Annotated in this window: 18 protein-coding genes; 4 read left to right on the forward strand and 14 right to left on the reverse strand. The window is 74.3% G+C overall.

The annotated features are described in order from the left end of the window. Nucleotides 1-38: 38 nt before the first annotated feature. Nucleotides 39-1,685 (reverse strand): protein kinase domain-containing protein, encoded by a 1,647-nt coding sequence (locus Sdi02f_RS18410; RefSeq protein ID WP_167458197.1) that lies wholly within the window; start codon nucleotides 1,683-1,685, stop codon nucleotides 39-41. Between the two features lie 346 nt (nucleotides 1,686-2,031). Here Sdi02f_RS18410 and Sdi02f_RS18415 point away from each other — a divergent pair, with 346 nt between their 5' ends. After that, complete coding sequence (locus tag Sdi02f_RS18415; protein WP_108933675.1) at nucleotides 2,032-3,675, forward strand: protein kinase domain-containing protein; 1,644 nt, start codon at nucleotides 2,032-2,034, stop codon at nucleotides 3,673-3,675. 104 nt (nucleotides 3,676-3,779) lie between these two features. On the opposite strand, the gene Sdi02f_RS18420 is transcribed toward Sdi02f_RS18415, so the two are convergent. Continuing rightward, nucleotides 3,780-4,319, reverse strand: coding sequence for a bacterial proteasome activator family protein (locus Sdi02f_RS18420; RefSeq protein WP_030401550.1), 540 nt, complete (start codon nucleotides 4,317-4,319; stop codon nucleotides 3,780-3,782). A gap of 159 nt (nucleotides 4,320-4,478) precedes the next feature. Between Sdi02f_RS18420 and Sdi02f_RS36055 the strand changes: the two genes are divergently transcribed. Beyond that, complete coding sequence (locus tag Sdi02f_RS36055) at nucleotides 4,479-5,249, forward strand: hypothetical protein (RefSeq protein WP_174843368.1); 771 nt, start codon at nucleotides 4,479-4,481, stop codon at nucleotides 5,247-5,249. Between the two features lie 45 nt (nucleotides 5,250-5,294). Here Sdi02f_RS36055 and Sdi02f_RS18430 read toward each other — a convergent pair whose 3' ends face one another. The 7 genes from Sdi02f_RS18430 to pdhA form a co-directional block, all read right to left on the reverse strand. Then, the gene (locus tag Sdi02f_RS18430) at nucleotides 5,295-6,275 is read right to left on the reverse strand and encodes an NAD(P)H-quinone oxidoreductase (protein ID WP_030401552.1); all 981 of its coding nucleotides are present in this window, start codon (nucleotides 6,273-6,275) and stop codon (nucleotides 5,295-5,297) included. Nucleotides 6,276-6,352: 77 nt separating this feature from the next. Further along, nucleotides 6,353-7,450, reverse strand: a complete 1,098-nt coding sequence (locus Sdi02f_RS18435; RefSeq protein WP_030401553.1) for a potassium channel family protein — start codon at nucleotides 7,448-7,450, stop codon at nucleotides 6,353-6,355. Further along, nucleotides 7,447-8,808, reverse strand: a complete 1,362-nt coding sequence (locus tag Sdi02f_RS18440; RefSeq protein ID WP_030401554.1) for a molybdopterin molybdotransferase MoeA — start codon at nucleotides 8,806-8,808, stop codon at nucleotides 7,447-7,449. The genes Sdi02f_RS18435 and Sdi02f_RS18440 overlap by 4 nt, the downstream gene beginning before the upstream one ends. Beyond that, nucleotides 8,808-9,827, reverse strand: a complete 1,020-nt coding sequence (locus tag Sdi02f_RS18445; protein ID WP_167458198.1) for an NTP transferase domain-containing protein — start codon at nucleotides 9,825-9,827, stop codon at nucleotides 8,808-8,810. The genes Sdi02f_RS18440 and Sdi02f_RS18445 overlap by 1 nt, the downstream gene beginning before the upstream one ends. A 103-nt stretch (nucleotides 9,828-9,930) precedes the next feature. Further along, complete coding sequence (locus Sdi02f_RS18450; RefSeq protein WP_108933676.1) at nucleotides 9,931-11,379, reverse strand: dihydrolipoamide acetyltransferase family protein; 1,449 nt, start codon at nucleotides 11,377-11,379, stop codon at nucleotides 9,931-9,933. Next, the gene (locus Sdi02f_RS18455; RefSeq protein WP_030401557.1) at nucleotides 11,379-12,383 is read right to left on the reverse strand and encodes an alpha-ketoacid dehydrogenase subunit beta; all 1,005 of its coding nucleotides are present in this window, start codon (nucleotides 12,381-12,383) and stop codon (nucleotides 11,379-11,381) included. The genes Sdi02f_RS18450 and Sdi02f_RS18455 overlap by 1 nt, the downstream gene beginning before the upstream one ends. After that, on the reverse strand, nucleotides 12,380-13,546 hold the full coding sequence (gene pdhA, locus Sdi02f_RS18460; protein ID WP_030401558.1) for a pyruvate dehydrogenase (acetyl-transferring) E1 component subunit alpha: 1,167 nt from the start codon (nucleotides 13,544-13,546) through the stop codon (nucleotides 12,380-12,382). The genes Sdi02f_RS18455 and pdhA overlap by 4 nt, the downstream gene beginning before the upstream one ends. A 191-nt stretch (nucleotides 13,547-13,737) precedes the next feature. Here pdhA and Sdi02f_RS18465 point away from each other — a divergent pair, with 191 nt between their 5' ends. Then, complete coding sequence (locus Sdi02f_RS18465; RefSeq protein WP_030401559.1) at nucleotides 13,738-14,241, forward strand: Lrp/AsnC family transcriptional regulator; 504 nt, start codon at nucleotides 13,738-13,740, stop codon at nucleotides 14,239-14,241. Nucleotides 14,242-14,266: 25 nt separating this feature from the next. On the opposite strand, the gene Sdi02f_RS18470 is transcribed toward Sdi02f_RS18465, so the two are convergent. Both Sdi02f_RS18470 and Sdi02f_RS18475 read right to left on the reverse strand, forming a co-directional pair. After that, nucleotides 14,267-14,869, reverse strand: a complete 603-nt coding sequence (locus Sdi02f_RS18470) for a TetR/AcrR family transcriptional regulator (RefSeq protein ID WP_030401560.1) — start codon at nucleotides 14,867-14,869, stop codon at nucleotides 14,267-14,269. After that, nucleotides 14,866-16,383 carry a 3-hydroxyacyl-CoA dehydrogenase gene (locus tag Sdi02f_RS18475; protein WP_108933677.1) on the reverse strand — a complete coding sequence of 506 codons (1,518 nt, stop codon included), beginning with the start codon at nucleotides 16,381-16,383 and terminating at the stop codon, nucleotides 14,866-14,868. Before Sdi02f_RS18475 ends, Sdi02f_RS18470 begins: the two co-directional genes overlap by 4 nt. 147 nt (nucleotides 16,384-16,530) lie before the next feature. Between Sdi02f_RS18475 and paaN the strand changes: the two genes are divergently transcribed. Continuing rightward, nucleotides 16,531-18,222: a phenylacetic acid degradation protein PaaN gene (paaN, locus tag Sdi02f_RS18480; protein ID WP_108933678.1), complete on the forward strand. Its 1,692-nt coding sequence runs from the start codon at nucleotides 16,531-16,533 to the stop codon at nucleotides 18,220-18,222. Nucleotides 18,223-18,231: 9 nt separating this feature from the next. Here the strand turns inward: paaN and Sdi02f_RS18485 are convergent, their stop codons facing one another. Genes Sdi02f_RS18485 through Sdi02f_RS18495 form a run of 3 tightly spaced genes read right to left on the reverse strand, consistent with a single transcriptional unit; the run spans nucleotide 18,232 to nucleotide 21,240 of the window. Further along, nucleotides 18,232-19,002 carry a TrmH family RNA methyltransferase gene (locus tag Sdi02f_RS18485; protein WP_053638529.1) on the reverse strand — a complete coding sequence of 257 codons (771 nt, stop codon included), beginning with the start codon at nucleotides 19,000-19,002 and terminating at the stop codon, nucleotides 18,232-18,234. Nucleotides 19,003-19,012: 10 nt separating this feature from the next. Then, nucleotides 19,013-20,353 (reverse strand): HTTM domain-containing protein, encoded by a 1,341-nt coding sequence (locus tag Sdi02f_RS18490; RefSeq protein ID WP_051849698.1) that lies wholly within the window; start codon nucleotides 20,351-20,353, stop codon nucleotides 19,013-19,015. Further along, on the reverse strand, nucleotides 20,350-21,240 hold the full coding sequence (locus tag Sdi02f_RS18495) for a DUF5819 family protein (protein ID WP_108933679.1): 891 nt from the start codon (nucleotides 21,238-21,240) through the stop codon (nucleotides 20,350-20,352). Before Sdi02f_RS18495 ends, Sdi02f_RS18490 begins: the two co-directional genes overlap by 4 nt. Nucleotides 21,241-21,317: the final 77 nt, after the last annotated feature.

The raw sequence follows: 21,317 nt of genomic DNA on the forward strand, positions 1-21,317 counted from the left end.
CCGCACGCGCGCGTGGAAGTGGAAGACGCGGAACGGGCTCAGCCGTTGCCGTCGCCGCCGCCGTCGGGACCGCCCGGGGCACCGGTCGCGCCGCCCGTCGGCTGCTCGCCGCCACCGGTCTGGTCACCGCCGCCCGGCGTCTCGCCGCCACCGGTCTGGTCACCGCCACCGGGCGTCTCACCGCCACCGGTCGGCTCACCGCCACCGGTCGGCTCACCGCCGCCGGTCTGGTCACCGGTCGGATCGCCCGTCTCGGTGTGCGACGGCGTCCACGACGGCGTGTACGGCCGGTCCCAGCTCCCGTCGCCGTTGCCGCTGCCGCCCGAGCCCTGCTCCGCGCCCGGGTCCTTGCTCTGCTGCGTCTCCTCGTCGCTGGGCGACGAACTGGGCGACTCCTCGGCGGTGCTCTGGGACGTGGTCGCCGACGGGCTCTTGTCCGTCTCGGTGCCGCTCTTGCCACCGCCGCCGTTGTTCAGGGCCAGCGCGACGCCGGCCGCGATCGCGATCACGGCGAGGACGGCCAGTATCCACAGCCTGCCGCGGCCGCTGCCCTTGTTGCCGGCGCCCTCGAAGCCGCCGTCGTCGCCCCCGCCGTAGCCGCGCGGCAGGATCGGCTGGGGGATCTGCTGGGTGCCCGACGCCCCGTGGTCGGCGGGGTGCGGCATCACCGTGGTGCCCGCCAGGCCGGCCGAGGGGGTGTGCCGCCCGTCGTGCCCGGCGACCGGCCCGGTGTTCCACGTGCCGGTGTGGCCGCCCTGCTCGTACAGCATCTGCAGCCCGTACTGGACCAGGCCGCGCATCTCCTCGGCGGTCTGGAAGCGGTCGTCGGGCTCCTTGGCCAGCGAGCGCATCACCAGGCCGTCCAGCTCCGGCGGAGTGGCGTCGGAGACCTCGGACGGGGGCGTCGGGATGTCCTGCACGTGCTGGTAGACCACCGACAGCGGGGTCTCGCCGGTGAACGGCGGGCGCAGCGCGAGGAGTTCGTAGAGCAGGCAGCCCGTCGCGTACAGGTCGGAGCGGTGGTCGACGGCCTTGCCGAGGGCCTGCTCCGGGGAGAGGTACTGCGGGGTGCCCATGACCATGCCGGTCTGCGTCATCGTCGACTGGGCGCCGTGCAGGGCGCGGGCGATGCCGAAGTCCATCACCTTGACCGCGCCCGCGTTGGTGATGATGACGTTGGCCGGCTTGATGTCGCGGTGCACGATGCCGTGCTGGTGGGAGTAGGCGAGCGCCTCCAGGACACCGGAGACGATGATCAGCGCCTGCTCGGGTCCCGGCGCCTCGGCGTTGAGGAGGAGGTCGCGGATGGTGCGCCCCTCGACGATCTCCATCACGATGTACGGCACGGACTGGCCGCCGACGACGTCCTCGCCCGAGTCGTACACGGCCACGATGGCGTGGTGGTTCAGGCCCGCCACCGACTGTGCCTCGCGGGTGAAGCGCGCCTTGGAGACCGGGTCCTCGGCGAGGTCCGCGCGCAGCAGCTTGACCGCCACGGTGCGCCCGAGGCGGACGTCCTCGGCGGCGAACACCTCGGCCATGCCGCCCCGCCCGAGCCTGCGGGTCAGCCGGTACCGGCCGTCGCCGACCAGGCCGCCGTTGCCCCAGTTCTCCGGCGCGTCAGACATACCGCCGCCAGATGCCTCGGGTTCGGACGGGCCCTGGGCGCGCTGCTGCTGTGCCATCAGTCCTCGCCGTCGTTTCTGCCCGCGGTACGCGCGGTGTTGTTACGGTCTCCGTCGGCCACGCTACAGCCTTCGCGGGGGCCTCCGGTCCGGGATGGGCGCCGGGACCGGACATGAGACGGACCGGTCATGAAACCCTGGCTCCGTACTCTCGTGCAAATTCCGTGTACCGGTGGTACGCCCGCTGTAACGCTTCCGCGACGCTTCTTTCGCGTACGGTCACGGAACGGGCACCGCGCTTGACGTGTCGGTGCCCTGGGGCAGACTTGGCCGGGAATAGCACTTTCGATCACGAGCGCGCGTGCCGCTGCCACCGGCGCCCGCCGCCTATGGGGGACGCAGAGACATGAGCCAGGACGCCGGACAGGGACGGTACGCGGGGCGGGCACTCGCCGGCGGCCGTTACCAGCTGCGCGACTTGCTCGGCGAGGGCGGCATGGCCTCGGTGCACCTGGCGTACGACTCGGTCCTCGACCGCCAGGTCGCGATCAAGACGCTGCACACCGAACTCGGTCGCGAACAGGCCTTCCGTGAGCGCTTCCGCCGCGAGGCCCAGGCCGTGGCGAAGCTCACGCACACCAACATCGTCTCGGTCTTCGACACCGGCGAGGACGACCTGGACGGTCTGACCACTCCGTACATCGTCATGGAGTACGTCGAGGGCCGGCCGCTGGGCTCGGTGCTCGACGAGGACGTGCGGCAGCAGGGCGCGATGCCCGCCGACAAGGCGCTGAAGATCACCGCCGACGTGCTGGCGGCGCTGGAGATCAGCCACGAGATGGGCCTGGTCCACCGCGACATCAAGCCGGGCAACGTGATGATGACCAAGCGCGGCGTGGTCAAGGTCATGGACTTCGGCATCGCCCGCGCCATGCAGTCCGGCGTGACCTCGATGACGCAGACCGGCATGGTCGTCGGCACCCCCCAGTACCTCTCGCCGGAGCAGGCCCTCGGCCGCGGCGTCGACGCCCGCTCCGACCTGTACTCGGTCGGCATCATGCTGTTCCAGCTGGTCACCGGGCGCCTGCCGTTCGACGCCGACTCGCCGCTGGCGATCGCGTACGCGCACGTGCAGGAGGAGCCGGTCGCCCCCTCCAGCGTCAACCGCGCCCTGCCCCCGGCGGTGGACGCCCTGGTGGCCCGCGCGCTGAAGAAGAACCCCAACGAACGCTTCCCCAGCGCCGAGGCGATGCGCGACGAGTGCCTGCGCGTGGCGGCGTCCTTCCAGGCGGCGCCGCCGAGCATCGTGCCCGGCGCCCAGACGTCGAGCGGCGCGGGTGTCGGCTCCGCGGTCTTCCCGCCGGTCGACCAGAGCACCCCGGCACCCACGGGCCCGGTGCAGACGCCGTACCAGCCGACCCCGGCCCCCGGCCCGAACCCGTACGGCACCCCGGCCCCGGCGCACGCGTCCGCGTACGGCTATCCGCCGCAGGCCGGGTACCAGACGCCGGCCCCGCCGTACGGACAGCAGCCGGCCACGCCGCCGCCGTACAACCTGACGCCGTCCGCCGCGGGCTCGGCCGGCGGGGGCAGGAACAACAAGCCGGTGATCATCGGCTCGGTCGTGGTCGCCCTCGTGGCCGTCGGCGGACTGATCGCCGCGCTGCTGATGAACGGCGGCGGGGACGACGACCCGGAGGCCGGCGGAGGCGGTTCCGCGAGCGTGTCCGCGTCGCCGTCGAAGGCCGAGGGCTACCGCGGGCCGGACAAGACGAAGACGATCGAGACGGACAAGTGCACCGAGCCGCAGGAGTCGTACAACGACCCGGACAAGATCGAGGTGCCGGACTTCACCTTCAAGTACATCGGGTCGGTCAAGGCGTGCTTCAACGCCGCGGGCTGGCGGATGAAGGTCGTCGAGGTCGACGAGAACACGTACGGCGAGGGATCGGTCCGGGACCAGTTCCCCGTCGCGGGCACGGACGTCGACCCGGAGAACATGCCGATGATCCAGCTCAAGGTCTCCACGGGCAACCCGGCCACCGACTGATCCCGTGACCGCGTGACGGACGGCCGAAGGGCCCGGCAGCAGGTGCTGCCGGGCCCTCCGCGTTGTCGGCCGATGCCGTTCGTACGGGTGGTGGGACGCCGTTCCTACAGGTAGGGGCCGCCGGTACGGCCACCGGGGTGCGAGGGCTCCTCGCCCTCGGGGGCGACACCGGGCGGCAGCGCCCGGCGCATCTGCTCCAACTGGGCGCGCGCGGCCATCTGCTGGGCGAACAGCGTGGTCTGAATGCCGTGGAAGAGACCCTCGAGCCAGCCGACGAGCTGGGCCTGGGCGATCCGCAGCTCGGCGTCGGTGGGGGTGCCGTCGTCCGTGAAGGGCAGGGAGAGCCGCTCCAGCTCCTCCACCAGCTCCGGAGCCAGTCCGTCCTCCAGCTCCTTCACCGAGCTGGCGTGGATCTCCTTGAGCCGGACCCGGCTGGCCTCGTCCAGGGGCGCGACGCGCACCTCCTCGAGCAACTGCTTGATCATGCTGCCGATCCGCATGACCTTGGCAGGCTGCTCCACCTGCTCGGTCACCGGGATCTCACGGGATTCGTCGTCCCCGCCGCCGCTGAGCGCCATTCCGTCCTGGCCGACGACCAGGATCTGGGGGTTCTCCGGCGACCTGTCGTTCCTCGGCATTTCCATGCCGCCATTGTCCCTCACCCGTTCCCCGGGAACGGGTGCTGCCCCGGGGAAACCCGCCCCCACGCGTTCGGAGGCGCCCGGAATGCCGGTATCGCCGACCGGTGTGAGGCTTGTTCCGTCGATGTCCACGACGGGTATCAGCGGGAGGGGGTCACCGACGTGACTCCATGGCTGCGCACACTGCGGGCGACGGGGCTGGCGGGAGCCCTGGGCGTCGGCGCGATGGTGTCGCCCTGCGGGGCGGGACCGGCCCAGGCCGCCGGCGCGGGCATCGCCGCGGTGACGGCGGGGCCGGTCACGGCGGCCCCGGCGCAGCCGTCCCCGGCACCCTCCGGTCCGGGGCACGATGCGGGGCCGGGCCCGGCCACCGACCCGGACGGCTCCGCCCGCCACGACGGGCGGGGCGGTCACGAACGCCCCGGGCGCCCCGCCGGTCCCGGCCGGCCCGAGCACCCGGACCCCCCGGCCGCCTCCCGGCCCTCCGCGGATCCGGGCGCCACGGACGGTTCCGGCGAGTCTTCTCCCCCGTCCCCCACCCCGTCGGCGTCCCGTGCCGTTCCCGACCCGGAGCCCTCCCGGGCCGGGGGGCGGCCGGGTGAGGGACGGCAGCGGCCCGGCCGCGCCGAGGAGCACGAGCGGGAACACCGGGACACGCACGGGGACACCGACCGTGGCCAGGACGACGACGGCGACGACAGCGACGACGGCGTCGCCGACGACCCGGCCGCCGCCACCGCGGCCCCGGCCGGACGGACCGAGGCCGCGCCGGTCCCCTCGGCCTCCCCGTCCCGTTCCGCGGCGGCGACCGGCGTGCGGACGCAGCAGGCCGCCGAGCCCGGACTGCGGGTCCTCCCCCTGGGCACCGGGCTGGTCCTCATCGGCCTCGGCCTGGCCCTGGGTCTGGTGGGGCTGCGTCTGCGCCGGGGGTAGGCCCGGGGCGCGGGCCCTGCCCCCGGCGGGCCCTCGCCGGACCGGCTACGAGGTGACCAGCAGCACCTTGCCGATGTGGCCGCTCTCCTCCACCACCCGGTGGCCCTCCGCGGCCTCGCTCATCGGCAGCTCACGGTCGACGACCGGACGGACGTGGCCCCCGGCGAACAACGGCCAGACGTGCTCCCGTACCGCCGCCACGACGGCCGCCTTCTCCTCCAGGGGCCGGGCCCGCAGCGAGGTCGCGGTGACGGCGGCGCGCTTGGCAAGCAGCGTGCCGATGTCCAGCTCGCCCTTGCGGCCGCCCTGCATGCCGATGATGGCGAGCCGGCCGTTCACGGCGAGGGCCCGCACGTTGCGGTCGAGGTACTTCGCGCCCATGTTGTCGAGGATGACGTCGGCGCCGGCACCGCCGGTCGCGTCCTTCACCTCGGCGACGAAGTCCTGCTCCCGGTAGTTGATCAGGACGTCCGCGCCCAGCTCGGCGCAGCGCTCCAGCTTCTCCTTCGTCCCCGCCGTCACCGCGACCTTCGCACCGACGGCCTTGGCGAGCTGGATCGCCATGGTGCCGATGCCGCTGGAGCCGCCGTGCACGAGCAGCGTCTCGCCGGGGCGCAGGTGGGCCACCATGAAGACGTTCGACCAGACCGTGCAGACCACCTCGGGCAGCGCCGCCGCCTCCTTCAGGCCGACGCCCTGCGGCACCGGCAGGAGCTGCCCGGCCGGGACGACGACCTTCTCGGCGTAGCCGCCGCCCGCGAGCAGCGCGCACACCTCGTCGCCGACGGCCCAGCCGGACACCCCCGGGCCGAGCGCGGCGACGCGCCCGGAGCACTCCAGGCCGGGGTGTGCGGAGGCACCGGGCGGGGGGTCGTAGAAGCCCTGGCGCTGCATGATGTCGGCGCGGTTGACGGCGCTGGCCGTCACCTCGACCAGGACCTCGCCCTCGCCGGGCTGCGGATCGGGGACCTCGGCCCACACCAGGGCCTCGGGGCCTCCGGGTTCGGAAATCGTGATCGCATGCATGAGGGCGACGCTACTCCTGTGTCCCGCCGGGTCCCCGAGAACGCCGCCGCCCCGTTCACCTGGCCGCGAGGGGCGGTTCAGTCACGGGGCAGCGGGCGGGCGTCGGGGGTCACGTGGGTGGCCGGTGTCGCCCGGACGATCGTGATCAGGCGGTCCGTCAGTTCCAGTCCGCCGACGGCCGGATCGTCGTAGCCCAGGACCCGGTGTCCGCGCAGCACGCTCACCACGAGGTCGTCCATCTCCCTCGGGTTCTTGCCGACCTCGGCCTTTATGACGGGCCGTTCGATGAGGTCGAGTCCGCTGCCCTGGCTGATGAGGTCCTCCATCACCATGCCGGCGGCGGGGCTGAGCACGGAGAGTCCGAGCAGCCGGCCCGCCGCGCTGGCGCTGGTGATCACGGCGTCGGCGCCGGACTGCTTCAGCAGCGGCGCGTTCTCCTCCTCGCGGACCGCGACCACGATCTTCGCCCCGCGGTTGAGCTGCCGGGCCGTCAGCGTGACCAGCACGGCCGTGTCGTCGCGCTGGGTGGCGATGATGATCTGCTTCGCCCGGAACACCTCGGCCCGGTTGAGCACGTCACTGCGGGTGGCGTCACCGATCACGCCCGCGTAGCCGTGGGCCGTCGCGGCCTCGATGGCCTTTCCGCTGGGGTCGACCACGACCACCTGGTCCTTGCGGAGCCCGGTCGCGCAGACGGTCTGGATCGCCGACCGGCCCTTGGTCCCGAAGCCGACGACGACGGTGTGATCGCGCAAGGCGGACCTCCAGCGGTTCAGGCGCCACTCCTCCCGAGTGCGCTCGGTGAGGGCTTCCAGCGTGGTGCCGACCAGGATGATCAGGAACAGCACGCGCAGGGGCGTGATGACGAAGATGTTGGTCAGCCGGGCGGCGTCGCTGACGGGCGTGATGTCACCGTACCCGGTGGTGGAGAGGGTGACGGTGGCGTAGTAGAAGGAGTCGAGGAGGTCGACGGAGCCGTCGGAGTTGTCGGTGTAGCCGTCGTGGTCCGCGTACACGATGACGGCCGTCACCACGAGGACCACCAGGGCAATGGACAACCGCTTGGCGACCTGCCGGAACGGGTGCTCCACCAGCTTCCTGGGGAGTTTCACCTTGTGGGTCACCAGGTGTTCGTCCGCCTGGCGGGCGATCGCGTCCTGGCCCGGAAGTTTCACGTGAAACACACCCCGATTCCGCCGGTCGCCCAGGGCAGGTCCAGCAGCTCGGTCTCCTGCCCGGGCCGCGCTCCGCCCGGGGGTACGACGGCCAGCGCGTCGGCGGCCGCGATGCCGCGCAGCATCGCCGGGCCGTTGTACCGCAGCGGGACGGCGCCCTCCCCGCGCAGCACGACCGGCACGAGCCGGGTGTCGTGCGGGTGGCCATGCACCGCGTCCCGCAGCGGCAGCGTGTACGTCTCGGGCGCCGGCCGGGCGGCGAGGGTGCGCAGCAGGGGCTCGGCGAGGGTGAGCAGTCCGGAGACGGCGGCGAGGGGATTGCCGGGCAGGCCGACGAGGTGCTGGTCGTCCTTGAGGCGGGCCAGCAGCATGGGGTGGCCGGGGCGTACCCGGACGCCGTCCACGAGAAGCTCGGCACCGGTCCGCCGCAGGGTGGGATGGACGTGGTCGACGGGGCCCGCCGCGGTGCCGCCGGTCGTGACGACCAGGTCGGCGTCGGAGGTGGTGACGGCGCGGTGCAGGGCCTCGGCGTCGTCGCCGATCCGGCGGACGGTGCGGACCTCGGCGCCCAGCGCGCGCAGCCACGGCGGCAGCATCGGGCCGAGCGCGTCCCGGATGAGGCCGTCGTGCGGGAGGCCCTCGGTGAGCAGCTCGTCACCGAGGACGAGGACGTCGACGCGGGGGCGGGGCACCACGGTGAGCGTGTCGTACCCGGCGGCCGCCGCGAGCCCCAGCACGGCGGGGGTCGCGAGGGTGCCGACGGGCAGCAGGTGGTCGCCGCTGCGGCACTCCTGGCCGCGCGGGCGGATGTCCTGGCCGTGGACGACCTCGCGGGTGGGGTGCAGACGGCCGCGTTCGTCGGTGCGGCCGTGCTCGGAGCGCAGGACGGCGGTGGTGTCCGGGGGGATCCGTGCGCCGGTGGCGATGCGGACGGCCTCGCCGTCGGTGAGGCGTGCGGGGACCGCGTGTCCGGCCAGGACGCCCTCGTCGCGCACGGCCCAGGGGCCCGGTCCGGCGACGGCCCAGCCGTCCATCGCGGAGGTGTCGAAGGAGGGCAGGTCGGTGAGGGCGGCCAGGGGCGCGGCCAGCGTGAGGCCGAGGGCCGCGTCGAGGGGCACGGAGACCGGGGTGCGGCGCGCCGCGCGGGCGGCGGCGCGGGCGGCCCGTTCGGCCCTCGCCCGGGCCTCGGGCCAGGGGGCCGCGGGGTGGTGGGGGTCGGCCGGACGGTGCGGGGCGGGCGCGTCGTGACCGCCGGGGACGCGGCGGGCGGGGCCGGAGTTCTCCCTCACCAGGGCGAGCGCCTCCTCCACGTCGAGGTCCTCGGTCTCCGCCTCGTCCCGCGTGCCGGGGGAGGTCATCACGCGTCCGGGCGGGTGTCGGGGGTGGCGTCGGGTGCCGCGTCGGGCGTGCCCTCCGCGGCGGCGGGACCGGCGTCGGCGCTCTCCTCCGCCCAGCGCAGCGCGAGGGCCGCGGCCTTGCGGGCGGCCTCGGCGACGGCCTCGGGGCCGCCCTGGGCCCGCCCGGCCGCGTAACCGACGAGGAAGGTGGTCAGCGGGGCCGCCGGCCTGGCCACCCCGTGTGCGGCGTCGCGCGCGAGATCGAGCAGGACCTTGGTGTCGACGTCCAGGTCGATGCCCAACTCGTCCTTGGCTGCGGTAATCCATTCATCCAACACGTGACCATGCTCCCTGATGCGTGCCCTTGCGGTGGCGATGTCGTCCCAGGTGTCGCAGTCGAAGGAGGCGACGGCGTCCGGGAGGCGGGTGAGGCGCAGCGCGCCGGTCAGGCGGCGCAGGGGCAGCCCGGTCAGCGGGGCCCCCTCCGCTCCCTCGGCCCGGTCCCGTGCGAGCGCGGCCAGTTCACGGCGCAGTGCCGAGGCGCGGTAGGCGGCGACGAGCGGCTGGTCGCGGCCGTCGGCGTCGGTGAGGAGCGCTCCGTCGTCGTCGCCGGCGGCGAGGGCCGACAGCAGCCTCTCGACGGCCGGCCCGGCGAGGAACGGCAGGTCGGCGGAGACCACGACGACGTGCTCCGCGCTGGTGTGCCGCAGTCCGGCGGCGAGTGCGGCGAGCGGTCCGCCGCCGGGCGGGTCCTCGCGCGCCCAGGTCACGGGGCGTGCGGTGGGCCGGGGTTCGGCGACGACGACGGTGGTCCGGGCTCCGGCGCAGGCGGCCAGTACCCGGTCGAGCAGCGCCCGGCCGCCCACCCGCAGTCCGGGTTTGTCCGCGCCGCCGAGGCGCCGGGCGGCCCCTCCGGCGAGCACGACGGCGTCGTACCCGGCGCGGCCGGAACCCGGCGCGGGGTCAACCGGCCCGGCACCGGCGTCCGGGGCGGGGTCGCTGCCGGCGCGCGGGGCGCCGACGGGCTCGTACGCGGTCATCCCCCGAGTATGGGGCCCTGCGCGATCACAGGGAACGCAGGGGAGCCCGCGCGATCGCGGCGAGTGCGGACGCGCCGTCACCCCGGGGGCGCCGGCGCGGGTTTCACAGGGTCCGCAGCAGCACCGCCGGCTGTTCCACGCAGTCCGCCACGTACCGCAGGAAGCCGCCCGCCGTACCGCCGTCGCACACCCGGTGGTCGAAGGTGAGCGAGAGCTGCACGACCTGACGCACCGCCAACTCGCCCTCGTGCACCCACGGCTTGGGGACGATGCGGCCGACGCCGAGCATGGCGGCCTCGGGGTGGTTGATGATCGGCGTGGAGCCGTCGACGCCGAACACGCCGTAGTTGTTCAGCGTGAAGGTGCCGCCGGTCAGCTCCCCCGGGGTCAGCCGACCGGCCCGGGCCGCCTCGGTCAGCCGGGCGAACTCCGCGGTGAGCGACTCGGCGTCCCGCGCGTGCGCGTCCCGGACGACCGGCACGACCAGACCCCGGTCCGTCTGGGCGGCGAAGCCGAGGTGGACCCCGTCGAGCCGGACGATCTCCCGGGCCTCCGGGTCGACCGTCGAGTTCAGCTCCGGGAAACGGGCCAGGGCCGCCGTGCAGATCCGGGCCAGCAGGGCGACCAGGGAGATCTTCGGCCCGCCGGCGGCGTTCATCGCGGTGCGCGCCCGCATCAGCTCCGTCGCGTCGGCGTCCACCCAGCAGGTGGCGTCGGGGATCTCGCGCCGGCTGCGGGAGAGCTTGTCGGCGACGGCTCCGCGCACGCCCCTGAGGGGGACGCGGGTGCCGTCGGAGGGTGCCGCCGCGGGGAGCGCCCCGGCCGTCCCGGCCTCCTGGTCCGCCGTACGGCCGCCCTGCGCGGCGGCGGCCCGCAGCGCGTACTCGACGTCCGCGCGCAGGATCAGCCCGTCCGGTCCTGAACCGGCCAGCTCGCGCAGGTCCAGGTCGTGCTGGCGGGCCAGCCTGCGCACCAGCGGGGAGATGACCGGGACCGGGCCGTCCACCGGCTCGGCCGCGGGGACCGCCGGTCCGGCCGTCCGCCCGGCGTCGCGGACCCGGCCGTTGGCCCGCCCGGAGGCGCCGGTGGCGACCCGGCGCTCGGGCCGCACCCGGCGCCGCCGCGCGGGCGCCTCGGAGGTGCCGTAGCCGACCAGGACGTTGCCGGAGCCCTCCGGCTTCTTCTCCGCGGCCGGCGGTCCGGCGGCCGGCGCCTCACCGGTGCCGGTGCTGTTGCCGGTACCGGTACCGGTACCAGTGCCGGACGCACGCGCCGGTCCGTCCGCGGCCGTCCCGCCCACCGCCACGGTCACCAGCGGCGCCCCGACGGGCAGCTCCGTGCCCTCCTCGCCGAAACGGGCGGTGACCACCCCGCCGTAGGGGCAGGGCACCTCGACCATCGCCTTGGCCGTCTCGACCTCGACGACCGGCTGGTCGACGGCGACCACGTCGCCGACCTCGACCAGCCAGCGCACGATCTCCGCCTCGGTGAGCCCCTCACCGAGGTCGGGGAGCTTGAACTCCAGGCTGTGCCCGTCAGAAGCGTGTGCCATCAGCTCTCGGCCTCCCACTGCAGGCGCCCCACGGCGTCCAGGATGCGGTCCACACCGGGCAGGTGGTGACGCTCCAGCATCGGCGGAGGATACGGGATGTCGAAACCGGCCACCCGCAGCACCGGTGCCTCCAGGTGGTGGAAGCAGCGCTCCGTGACCCGGGCCGCGATCTCCCCGCCCGGGCCCCCGAAGGAACCCGACTCGTGGACGACCACCGCACGTCCCGTCCGCCGCACCGAGGCGCACACCGTCTCGTCGTCGAACGGCACCAGGGAGCGCAGGTCGACGACTTCGAGGTCCCACCCCTCGGCCCGGGCCGCCTCGGCCGCCTCCAGGCAGACGGCCAGCGACGGTCCGTACGTGATGAGCGTGGCGCTCCGGCCGGAGCGCCGCACCACCGCGCGGCCCACCGGCTCAACGGGTGCGGGCTCCTCGGGGTTCCAGGCGTCCTTCGACCAGTACAGCCGCTTGGGCTCGAGGAAGACCACCGGATCGTCGGAGGCGATGGAAGCGCGCAGCAGCCCGTAGGCGTCGGCGACGGTCGCGGGCGTGACGACATGGAGCCCCGGAGTCGCCATGTAGTACGCCTCGGACGAGTCGCTGTGGTGCTCGACGCCGCCGATGCCGCCGCCGTAGGGGATGCGGATGGTCAGCGGCAGGGGCATCTTCCCGCGCGTGCGGTTGCGCATCTTGGTGACGTGGCTGACGACCTGCTCGAACGCGGGGTAGGCGAAGGCGTCGAACTGCATCTCGACGACCGGGCGCAGCCCGTACATCGCCATGCCGACGGCCGTGCCGAGGATGCCGGCCTCGGCGAGCGGCGTGTCCGTGCAGCGGTCGTCGCCGAACTCCGCGGCGAGCCCGTCGGTGATCCGGAAGACGCCGCCGAGCGTGCCCACGTCCTCGCCGAGGACGTGCACGCCCGGGTCGGCGGCCATGGCGTCGCGCAGCGCGCGCGTGAGGGCCTGCGCCATGGTGGCCGGCTTGACGGCGACGGTGGTCATCGACGTCCTCCTTCCGGTGCTCCCGCGTCCCGGGCCCCGCTCTCGGACTCCGCCTCCAGCTCCGCGCGCAACTGGTCCCGCTGCTCGCGAAGCTGCGCGGTGGGTTCCGCGTAGACGTGGTCGAACAGGTCCAACGGGCTCAGCTCCGGGTCCTCGTTCATCCGGGCGCGCAGATCGGCGGCCATGGCCTCGGCGTCCTCACGGGCGGCGCGGACGCCGTCCTCGTCGAGCAGGCCGCGCTCGGTCAGCTCGCGCTCCAGCAGCTCGACCGGGTCGTGCCGGCGCCAGGTCTCCACCTCGGCGTCGCCCCGGTAGCGCGTGGCGTCGTCGGCGTTGGTGTGCGCGTCGACGCGGTACGTCACGGCCTCCACCAGCGTGGGACCGCCGCCCGCGCGCGCGTGCCGTACGGCGTCGGAGAGGACCTCGTGCACCGCTGCCGCGTCATTGCCGTCGACCAGGCGGCCGGGCATCCCGTAGCCGACGGCCTTGTGGGCCAGCGACGGGGCGGCGGTCTGCTTGTCGAGCGGGACGGAGATCGCGAAGCCGTTGTTCTGCACGAGGAAGACGACCGGGGCCCGCCAGACGGCGGCGAAGTTCAGCGCCTCGTGGAAGTCGCCCTCGCTGGTGCCGCCGTCGCCCACCATGGCGAGCGCGACCACGTCGTCGCCCTTGAGGCGGGCGGCGTGGGCGAGGCCCACGGCGTGCGGGAGCTGGGTGGCCAGCGGCGTGGACAGCGGGGCGACCCGGTGTTCGTAGGGGTCGTAGCCGGTGTGCCAGTCGCCGCGCAGCAGGGTGAGGGCCTCGACCGGGTCGACGCCGCGGGAGACGACCGCGAGGGTGTCGCGGTAGCTGGGGAAGAGCCAGTCCCGCTCCTCCAGGACCAGCGCGGCGGCGACCTCGCACGCCTCCTGGCCGGTGCTGGAGGGGTAGACGGCCAGCCGGCCCTGCCGGGTGAGCGCCGTGGCCTGCGCGTTGTAGCGGCGGCCGCGCACCAGCCGGGCGTACAGCGTGCGCAGCAGCTCGGTGTCGGCGCGGTCCGCGGCCTTCGTCCCGAGGACGCGGTGGGGCTCGGCGTCCGGCAGCAGCGGCGCGGGATCGGTACGGGGCTGCCAGGCGGGCGGCGGTGTGGGCCGGTACGCGCCCCGCTGCTCCATGACCGTCATGACGGCACCTCCTCGTGGGAGCGAAGCTCTGGGCTCGTCACGGGTGTGACGGGCCTCACCTACCGATTGTTCGGTCGCCGGCACATTTTGGCTACATGCGGCCCCAGGCTGTGGACAAACGGTTCTCCACAGCCTGTGATGGACGCAGTACGTCCATCAGGGGAAGGCGGGGGCACGTGGCATCTGAACAAATGGCCGATCGCCCCGGGGAGGGCGGCGGCCCCGACGAGCCCCCCGCCCCGCCGCCCCCGCGCCCGCTGGACGCCATCGACCAGGACATCCTGCGCATGCTCCAGGCCGACGGACGCGCCTCCATACGGTCGGTCGCGGAGCGGGTGCACGTCTCCCGTGCCAACGCCTACGCGCGCATCAACCGGCTCGTCGAGGACGGCGTCATCCGCGGGTTCGGCGCCCGCGTCGACCACGAACGCGCCGGGCACGGCACCTCGGCGTACATCACCCTGAAGATCGTCCAGAACTCCTGGCGCACGGTCCGCGCCGAGCTGCGGAAGCTGCCCGGGGCCTCGCACATCGCGCTGGTGGGCGGCGACTTCGACGTGCTGCTGCTGGTGCACACCCCGGACAACCGGGCCCTGCGCGAGCTGGTGCTCAGCCGCCTCCAGGCCATCCCGGAGGTGCTCAGCACCCGCACGCTGCTGGTCTTCGAGACCGAGGACCTCGAACCGCAGGGCTGAGCGGCCCGGTACGGATCCGTACGGATCAGGAGGCCTTGCGCAGCCCGCCGAAGACCAGCCGCGCCACCGCGTCGACCACTTCCTGCCGGCCCGTGCCGCCCCGGCCGTCGGGACCGTCCGGGCGGTACCACTCGACGATGGAGTTGATCATGCCGAAGACGAGGCGCGTCGCGAGCCGCACCTCCACGTCCGCGCGCACGTCGCCCTCGGCCGCCGCGTCCTTGAGCAGGGCGGCGACCCGGTGGTCGAACTCGCGCCGCCGCTCCAGCGCCCACCGCTCGGTGCCGGTGTTGCCGCGCACCCGCAGCAGCAGCGTGACGTAGGGCAGCTCCGCCATGAGCACCTCGACCATGCGCCGCACCACGTACTCGAGGCGCTCGGCGGCGGTCCCCACGCGCGCGTGCTCCTCGTCGAGGATCCCGAAGAGCTCGTCCAGGGCCCGGCTCACGGCCCGGCGCAGCAGCTCCTCCTTACCGCTGACGTGGTGGTATATCGAGGACTTGGAGATCCCGGCCGCCTTGGACAGGTGCTCCATGGAGGTGCCGTCGTAGCCGCGCTCGATGAAGACCTGCACGGCGACCGACAGCAGCGTCTCGGGCGTGTACGTGTCGCGCCTGGCGGTGGTCATGAGGGGGTGCCCTCCCCGGCGTCGGAGACGTGCGTGTGGCGGTGGAGCGCGAGGGACGGGGCGTGGCGCCCGGACGGGTCGAGTTCCCGCAGTTCGCCCAGGAGTGCGTAGACCCACCGCAGTCCCAGTCTGCGGCCCCATTCGACGGGCCCCAGCGGGTAGTTCACGCCAAGGCGCATGGCGGTGTCGACGTCCGCCGCCGAGGCCACGCCGCGGTCGACCGCGTCGTACGCCAGGTCGACGATCCGCGCGACCGTGCGCGCCACGATCATGCCGGGCACGTCGCCGACGACGCTGACCTCCTTGCCGAGCGCCTGGAAGAGGCCCGTGGCCTCGGCGAGGGCGTGCGGCGGGGTGGTCGCGCCGGGGGCGAGGGCGATCCGGGCGGCCCGCCGGTAGTCGAGGGCGAGGTCGAAGTGGACGACGCCGCCGGTCCCGGCCGAGGTCCGCCCGTCGGTGAGGCGGAGCCGGCCGCCGCCGGGCAGCACGAGTTGCCCGGTGCTCCCGCCGCCCTCCGCGCGGACCTCGATCCCCGCCTCGCCGATCAGCGCGACCAGCTCGGCGGCCGGCCCCAGGTCGCCCTCGACGACGACGTACGCGGGCGCCCCGGCCGGTTCGGCGGTGTGCGGCCGGGGGCGCTCGGCGCCGTCCCGGTAGTCGTACCAGCCCCGCCCGCTCTTGCGGCCGAGCCGGCCGGACTCGACCAGGCGGCGCTGGGCCAGCGAGGGGGCGAAGCGCACGTCCTGGAAGAACGACTGCCACACGGAGTGGGTGACCGACTCGTTGACGTCCTGTCCGATGAGGTCGGTCAGCTCGAAGGCGCCCATCCTGAACCCGCCGGACTCGCGCAGCACGGCGTCGATCGTGGCCGGGTCGGCGCCCTGTTCCTCGAAGACCGCGAAGGCCTCGGCGTAGAAGGGCCGGGCGATGCGGTTGACGACGAAGCCGGGGGTGTCGGCGCAGGCGACCGGGGTCTTGCCCCAGGCGCGGGCCGTCTCGTACGCGCGCGTGGCCGCCGCGGGGTCGGTCGCGGCCCCGGAGACCACCTCCACGAGCGGCAGCAGCGGTGCGGGGTTGAAGAAGTGCAGACCGACGAAGCGGCCGGGGACGCGCAGCGCGCCGCCGACGGCGGTGACGGACAGGGAGGAGGTGTTGGTGGCCAGCAGGCAGGCGTCGCCGACGACGTCCTCCAGGGCGCGGAACAGCTCCTGCTTGACCTCCAGCCGCTCCACGACGGCCTCGACGACGAGCGCGCACCCGGCGAGGTCGGCGAGGCTCCCGGCAGGCGCGAGCCGGGAGCGGGCGGCGTCCCGTTCGGCACCGGTGATGCGTTTCTTCTCGACGAGCCGGTCGAGCCGGGCGCCGATCGCGTCGGCCGCTTCCCGGGCCCGCCCGGCGACGGCGTCGTACAGCCGCACGGGATGGCCCGCGACCAGCGCCACCTGGGCGATGCCCTGGCCCATGGTGCCGGTGCCGACGACGGCCACGGGGCTGCTGAGGTCGAGTGCTGTCATGTGCGCGATCCTCCCGCACGGGGTTTTCCACAGATGCGGCGGTCCCCCTTGTCCCGACCGATCGTTCGGTTACTCTAGCCGTGTCCGCCTGTTCCTGCCCAGGTTTCCCCCAGGTCCACGCACTCGACGACGAGGAGTTGGTCCCGCATGGCCGCCGAACTCACCGCTCACCAGTTGATCGCCCAGCACCGGCCGACCCTGGACCTGGCGCTGGAGACGATCCGCACGCGCGTGTACTGGTCCCCGCACCCGGAGCACCCCAAGGCCTACGGGGAGAACGGCAGCCTGGACACCGCCGCGGGCAAGGCGGCCTTCGACGCCCTGCTCGGCACCCGCCTCGACCTCGGCCAGCCCGGCACCGACGGCTGGGTCGGCGGCGAGGTCTCCCCGTACGGCGTCGAGCTGGGCGTGGAGTACCCGCACGCGGACCTCGACGTGCTGCTGCCCGCGATGACGGCCGGCCAGAAGGCGTGGCGGGACGCGGGCGCGGAGCTGCGCGCGGTGGTCTGCCTGGAGATCCTGCGGCGGATCGCCGACCGGACCATGGAGTTCGCGCAGGCGGTCATGCACACCTCCGGACAGGCGTTCATGATGGCCTTCCAGGCGGGCGGGCCGCACGCCCAGGACCGCGGCATGGAGGCCGTGGCCTACGCGTACGTGGAGCAGTCCCGCACGCCCGAGACCGCGGAGTGGACCAAGCCCCAGGGCAAGCGCGACCCGCTGGCGCTCACCAAGCGGTTCACGCCCGTCCCCCGCGGCATCGGCCTGGTCATCGGCTGCAACACCTTCCCGACGTGGAACGGCTACCCGGGCCTGTTCGCCTCCCTCGCCACCGGCAACGCGGTCCTGGTCAAGCCGCACCCCCGCGCGGTGCTGCCCCTGGCGCTCACCGTCCAGGTCGCCCGCGAGGTCCTCACCGAGGCCGGCTTCGACGCGAACCTGGTCGCGCTGGCCGCCGAGCGCCCCGGCGAGGGCATCGCCAAGACCCTGGCCACCCGCCCCGAGATCCGGATCATCGACTACACCGGCTCCACCGCCTTCGGCGACTGGCTGGAGGCCAACGCCCGCCAGGCCCAGGTGTACACGGAGAAGGCCGGCGTCAACACGGTGGTCGTGGAGTCGACCGACGACTACCGGGGCATGCTGGCCAACCTGGCCTTCTCCCTGTCCCTGTACAGCGGCCAGATGTGCACCACCCCCCAGAACCTGCTGATCCCCCGCGACGGCATCCGCACCGACCAGGGCCACAAGTCCTACGACGAGGTCACCGCCGACCTTGCGCGCGCCGTCGACGGCCTCCTCGGCGACGACGCCCGCGCGAACGCGCTGCTCGGCGCGATCGTCAACCCGGACGTCAAGGCCCGCCTGGAGGCCGCCGCCGGTCTCGGCGAGATCGCCCTCGCCTCCCGCGAGGTCGCCCACCCGGAGTTCCCGGACGCCGTCGTGCGCACCCCGGTCATCGTCAAGCTGGACGGCGCCAAGCCCGAGGACGAGGCCGCCTACACCAGCGAGTGCTTCGGCCCGGTCTCCTTCGCCGTCGCCGTCGACTCGGCGGACCACGCCGTGGAGCTGCTGCGCCGCAGCGTCCGCGAGAAGGGCGCGATGACGGTCGGCGCGTACACGACCGACCCGGAGGTCGAGGAGGCCGTGCGGGAGGCCTGTCTGGAGGAGGCGGCCCAGCTCTCCCTGAACCTCACCGGCGGGGTGTACGTCAACCAGACGGCCGCCTTCTCCGACTTCCACGGCTCGGGCGGCAACCCCGCGGCCAACGCGGCGCTGTGCGACGGCGCCTTCGTGGCCAACCGCTTCCGGGTGGTGGAGGTCCGCCGCCCGGCCTGAACCGGACCCCTACGGCACCTGGGGTGCGCCCCCGCCGGCGCTCCAGTGGTAGAGCGTCATGGCCACGCTGGTCGCGAGGTTGTAGCTGGAGACCTGGGGGCGCATCGGCAGGGCCACCAGGTGGTCGGCCCGCGCGCGCAGCTCCCGCGTCAGCCCGCTGCGCTCGGAGCCGAAGGCGAGCAGCGCGTCGTCCGGCAGCCTCAGCCCCCGGATGTCCTCGCCCTCCGGGTCCAGCGCGAACACCGGCCCCGGCGGCAGAGCGGCGGCCTCCAGCCGCTCCACGACGGTCGCGAAGTGCAGCCCCGCCCCACCGCGCACCACCGTGGGGTGCCAGGGATCCAGCGTGCCGGTGGTGACCACACCGGTCGCCCCGAAACCGGCGGCCAGCCGGATCACCGCCCCCGCGTTGCCGAGGTTGCGCGGCTGGTCGAGGACGACGACGGGGGCGCGGCGGGGAAGGCGCGCCAGCGTCTCCAGACCGGCGGCCCGCGCGGGCCGTACGGCCAGGGCGGCCACCGCGGTGGGGTGCGGCCGGGGGACGAGCGACGCGTACGCCTCGTGCGACACCTCGGTCAGCAGCCCCGCCAGCGCCTCGCGCACGTCCGGCGCCAGCTCGTCGGCGAGGGCCAGGGCACCCGCGCGGTCGCTGGTGACGGCCACCGGCACCTCGGCACCGAAGCGCAGCGCGTGCTTGAGGGCGTGGAAGCCGTCCAGCAGCACGCACCGGCCGGCGTGCAGGTGCCAGGCGGCCGGCGGGCCGGGGTCGACGGGGTCGGTCATGTGCGGAAGCCTACGTGCGCGGGTCCGGGGTCCTGCCCTCCACCGCACCCGCCCCGGCTCCGGCGGCGCCCGCGTCGTCTCCCCGGCTCCGCGGCCCGGGCACCGTCGCCGGACGACCGTCTCCGTCCCCGTGCGAGCCCCCGTCGCGGTGCCGGTCCCGGTCGGCGTCCCCGTGCCGGTGCGCCGCCGCCGCGAGCACCGCCCGGGGCAACCGGCGCGCCGTCCGGTTCCCCGCGCGGGCCGCCCGGTCGCCCAGCCGGCGCAGGAACGAGGTGGGCAGGAAGACCGCGTCGGCGGCGATCATCGCCAGTGAGAAGAAGGGCAGCCCGAGCGTCACCGCGATCACCGCGTGCTCGGTCATCATCACGGCGAGGAGCACGTTCTTGATCCGCCGGTTGAACAGCGTGAACGGGAAGGCGACCTGCACGGCGACCGTGCCGTACGTGATGAGCATGATCACCGTGCCGTTGGCGGCCAGCGCGTCGGACAGCGCGGGCCACGGCGAGAAGTAGTCCAGGTTCAGCGGGTAGTAGACGGCCGTGCCGTCCTGCCAGCGCGAACCCTGGATCTTGTACCAGCCGGCCGTCGCGTAGATCAGGCACGCCTCGGCCATGATCACGACGAGCGCGCCGTTGTGCACGATGTTCGTGATCACGTCCAGCAGGATCCGCGGCTGACCGCCGCCCCCGGCACCCCGCCCCACGGCCCACCACAGGCCGAGCGAGACCCACACCGCCCACAGCAGCGCCGGGACGAACCAGTCGCCGTCGAGCCGGCCCGCCGAGGTCGCCGCGATCAGCAGGAACCCGAGGACGCACCACAGCACCGGCCCGGTCCGGTCCACGACCCGCTCGCCCCGCGCGCGTGCCGCAGCCGCGCGCCGGGCGCGGCGCGCGTCCAGCGACCACACCTGGCCGCACCGGGTGAGGACCAGGTAGATGCTCATCAGGTGCACGACGTTGTCGCCGCCGTCCCCCATGAACACGCTGCGGTTCTGCAGCGAGAGCACGCCGACCATGAACAGGACGGACAGGGTGCGGGTGCGCCAGCCCAGCAGGAGCAGCACGCTGCTCAGGACGGCCAGCGCGTAGACGGCCTCGAACCAGATCCGCCCGTCCGACCACATCAGCACCGTGAAGGCGCCGTTGTCGGCGGTCAGCTGCTCGGCGAGGTCGTGGCCCCAGGGCCCGTCCGGGCCGTACAGCTCGTGGCGGTGGGGCAGTTCCCGCAGCAGGAAGAGCAGCCAGGTGGCGCCGAAGCCGATGCGGACCACGGCGGTCTGGTACGGGCCGAGCGCGGCGCCCGTGACGCGGGCGACGGAGCGGGAGACCCGGACGACGATGCCGTTCACGCGACGCCCCCGGCCTTCTCGGCCTCGTCGGCCTGATCGGCCTCTCCGGCCTGATCGGCTTCCCGGGCCCTCTCGGCCGCTCCGCTCTTCCCGGCCCTGGCGCCCCCGGTCTCGGCGGCCACCGACCACCAGGGCAGCTCGCGGACGGCCGGCCGTCCGGAGACCTTCTCGCCGCTCCACGGGGGCGGCGCCACGTTCGTGGTCCGGGAACGGTACTGGACGCGCTCGACGACGCCTCCGGGTCCGGCCGCGTCGTTGCGCTCCAGGCGCAGCAGCGCGATGCGCCGCAGATACGTCTCGGACAGGGAGCCCCGCAGACCCACCGGGCGGTCCTCGGAGTCGTGGGTGGCGACGAAGAAGTCCCAGGCGCGGCGCAGTTCGTTCTGCTGGGTGTGGCTCGGCAGCGGGTTGCCGTCGATGGCCCGGCCGTCCTCGGCGGACAGGTCGTACCAGCCGGTCGTGCGTATCCCGCCGTCCGCCGTACCGACCTCGGCGCGGACCTGGACGGAGACGTTCTGCTGGAGCGGGTTGGGCGCGAAGAGCTTCCAGTTCTGCTCGAACTCCGGGAAGACCCACTCGTCCACCGCGGCGCCGTGCTGCTTGGTGAGCGTGTTGGACGGGGCCACGTGCAGGAACACCAGCCCGAGGTGGGCGCAGACGGCGACCGCGGCCACCGCGAGGGCGACCAGGGCACCGACCTGGTAGCGCGGGGAAAGCGCGGCGACGCCGGTGCGCGGCCGGGGAGGCGGGCCGGGAGGTGCGGCCCCGGCTTCCCCGGGGGCGGCCCCGGCTTCCCCGGAGGCGGCCCCGGCCGGCTCGCCCAGCCCGTCCGGGTCGTCCCGCCCCGGCCCCTGCCGGGCGTCCGAGCCCTTGTCGTACGCGTCCATTCCGCCCCGTTCGGTCCCGATCCGTCCGTCCGCCCGTCCCGTCCCGGGACGCCCCGCGCCGCCCGTGCGGCCGCGCG

The organism is Streptomyces ardesiacus (assembly GCF_003112575.1).
Taxonomy (GTDB): Bacteria; Actinomycetota; Actinomycetes; order Streptomycetales; family Streptomycetaceae; genus Streptomyces; species Streptomyces ardesiacus.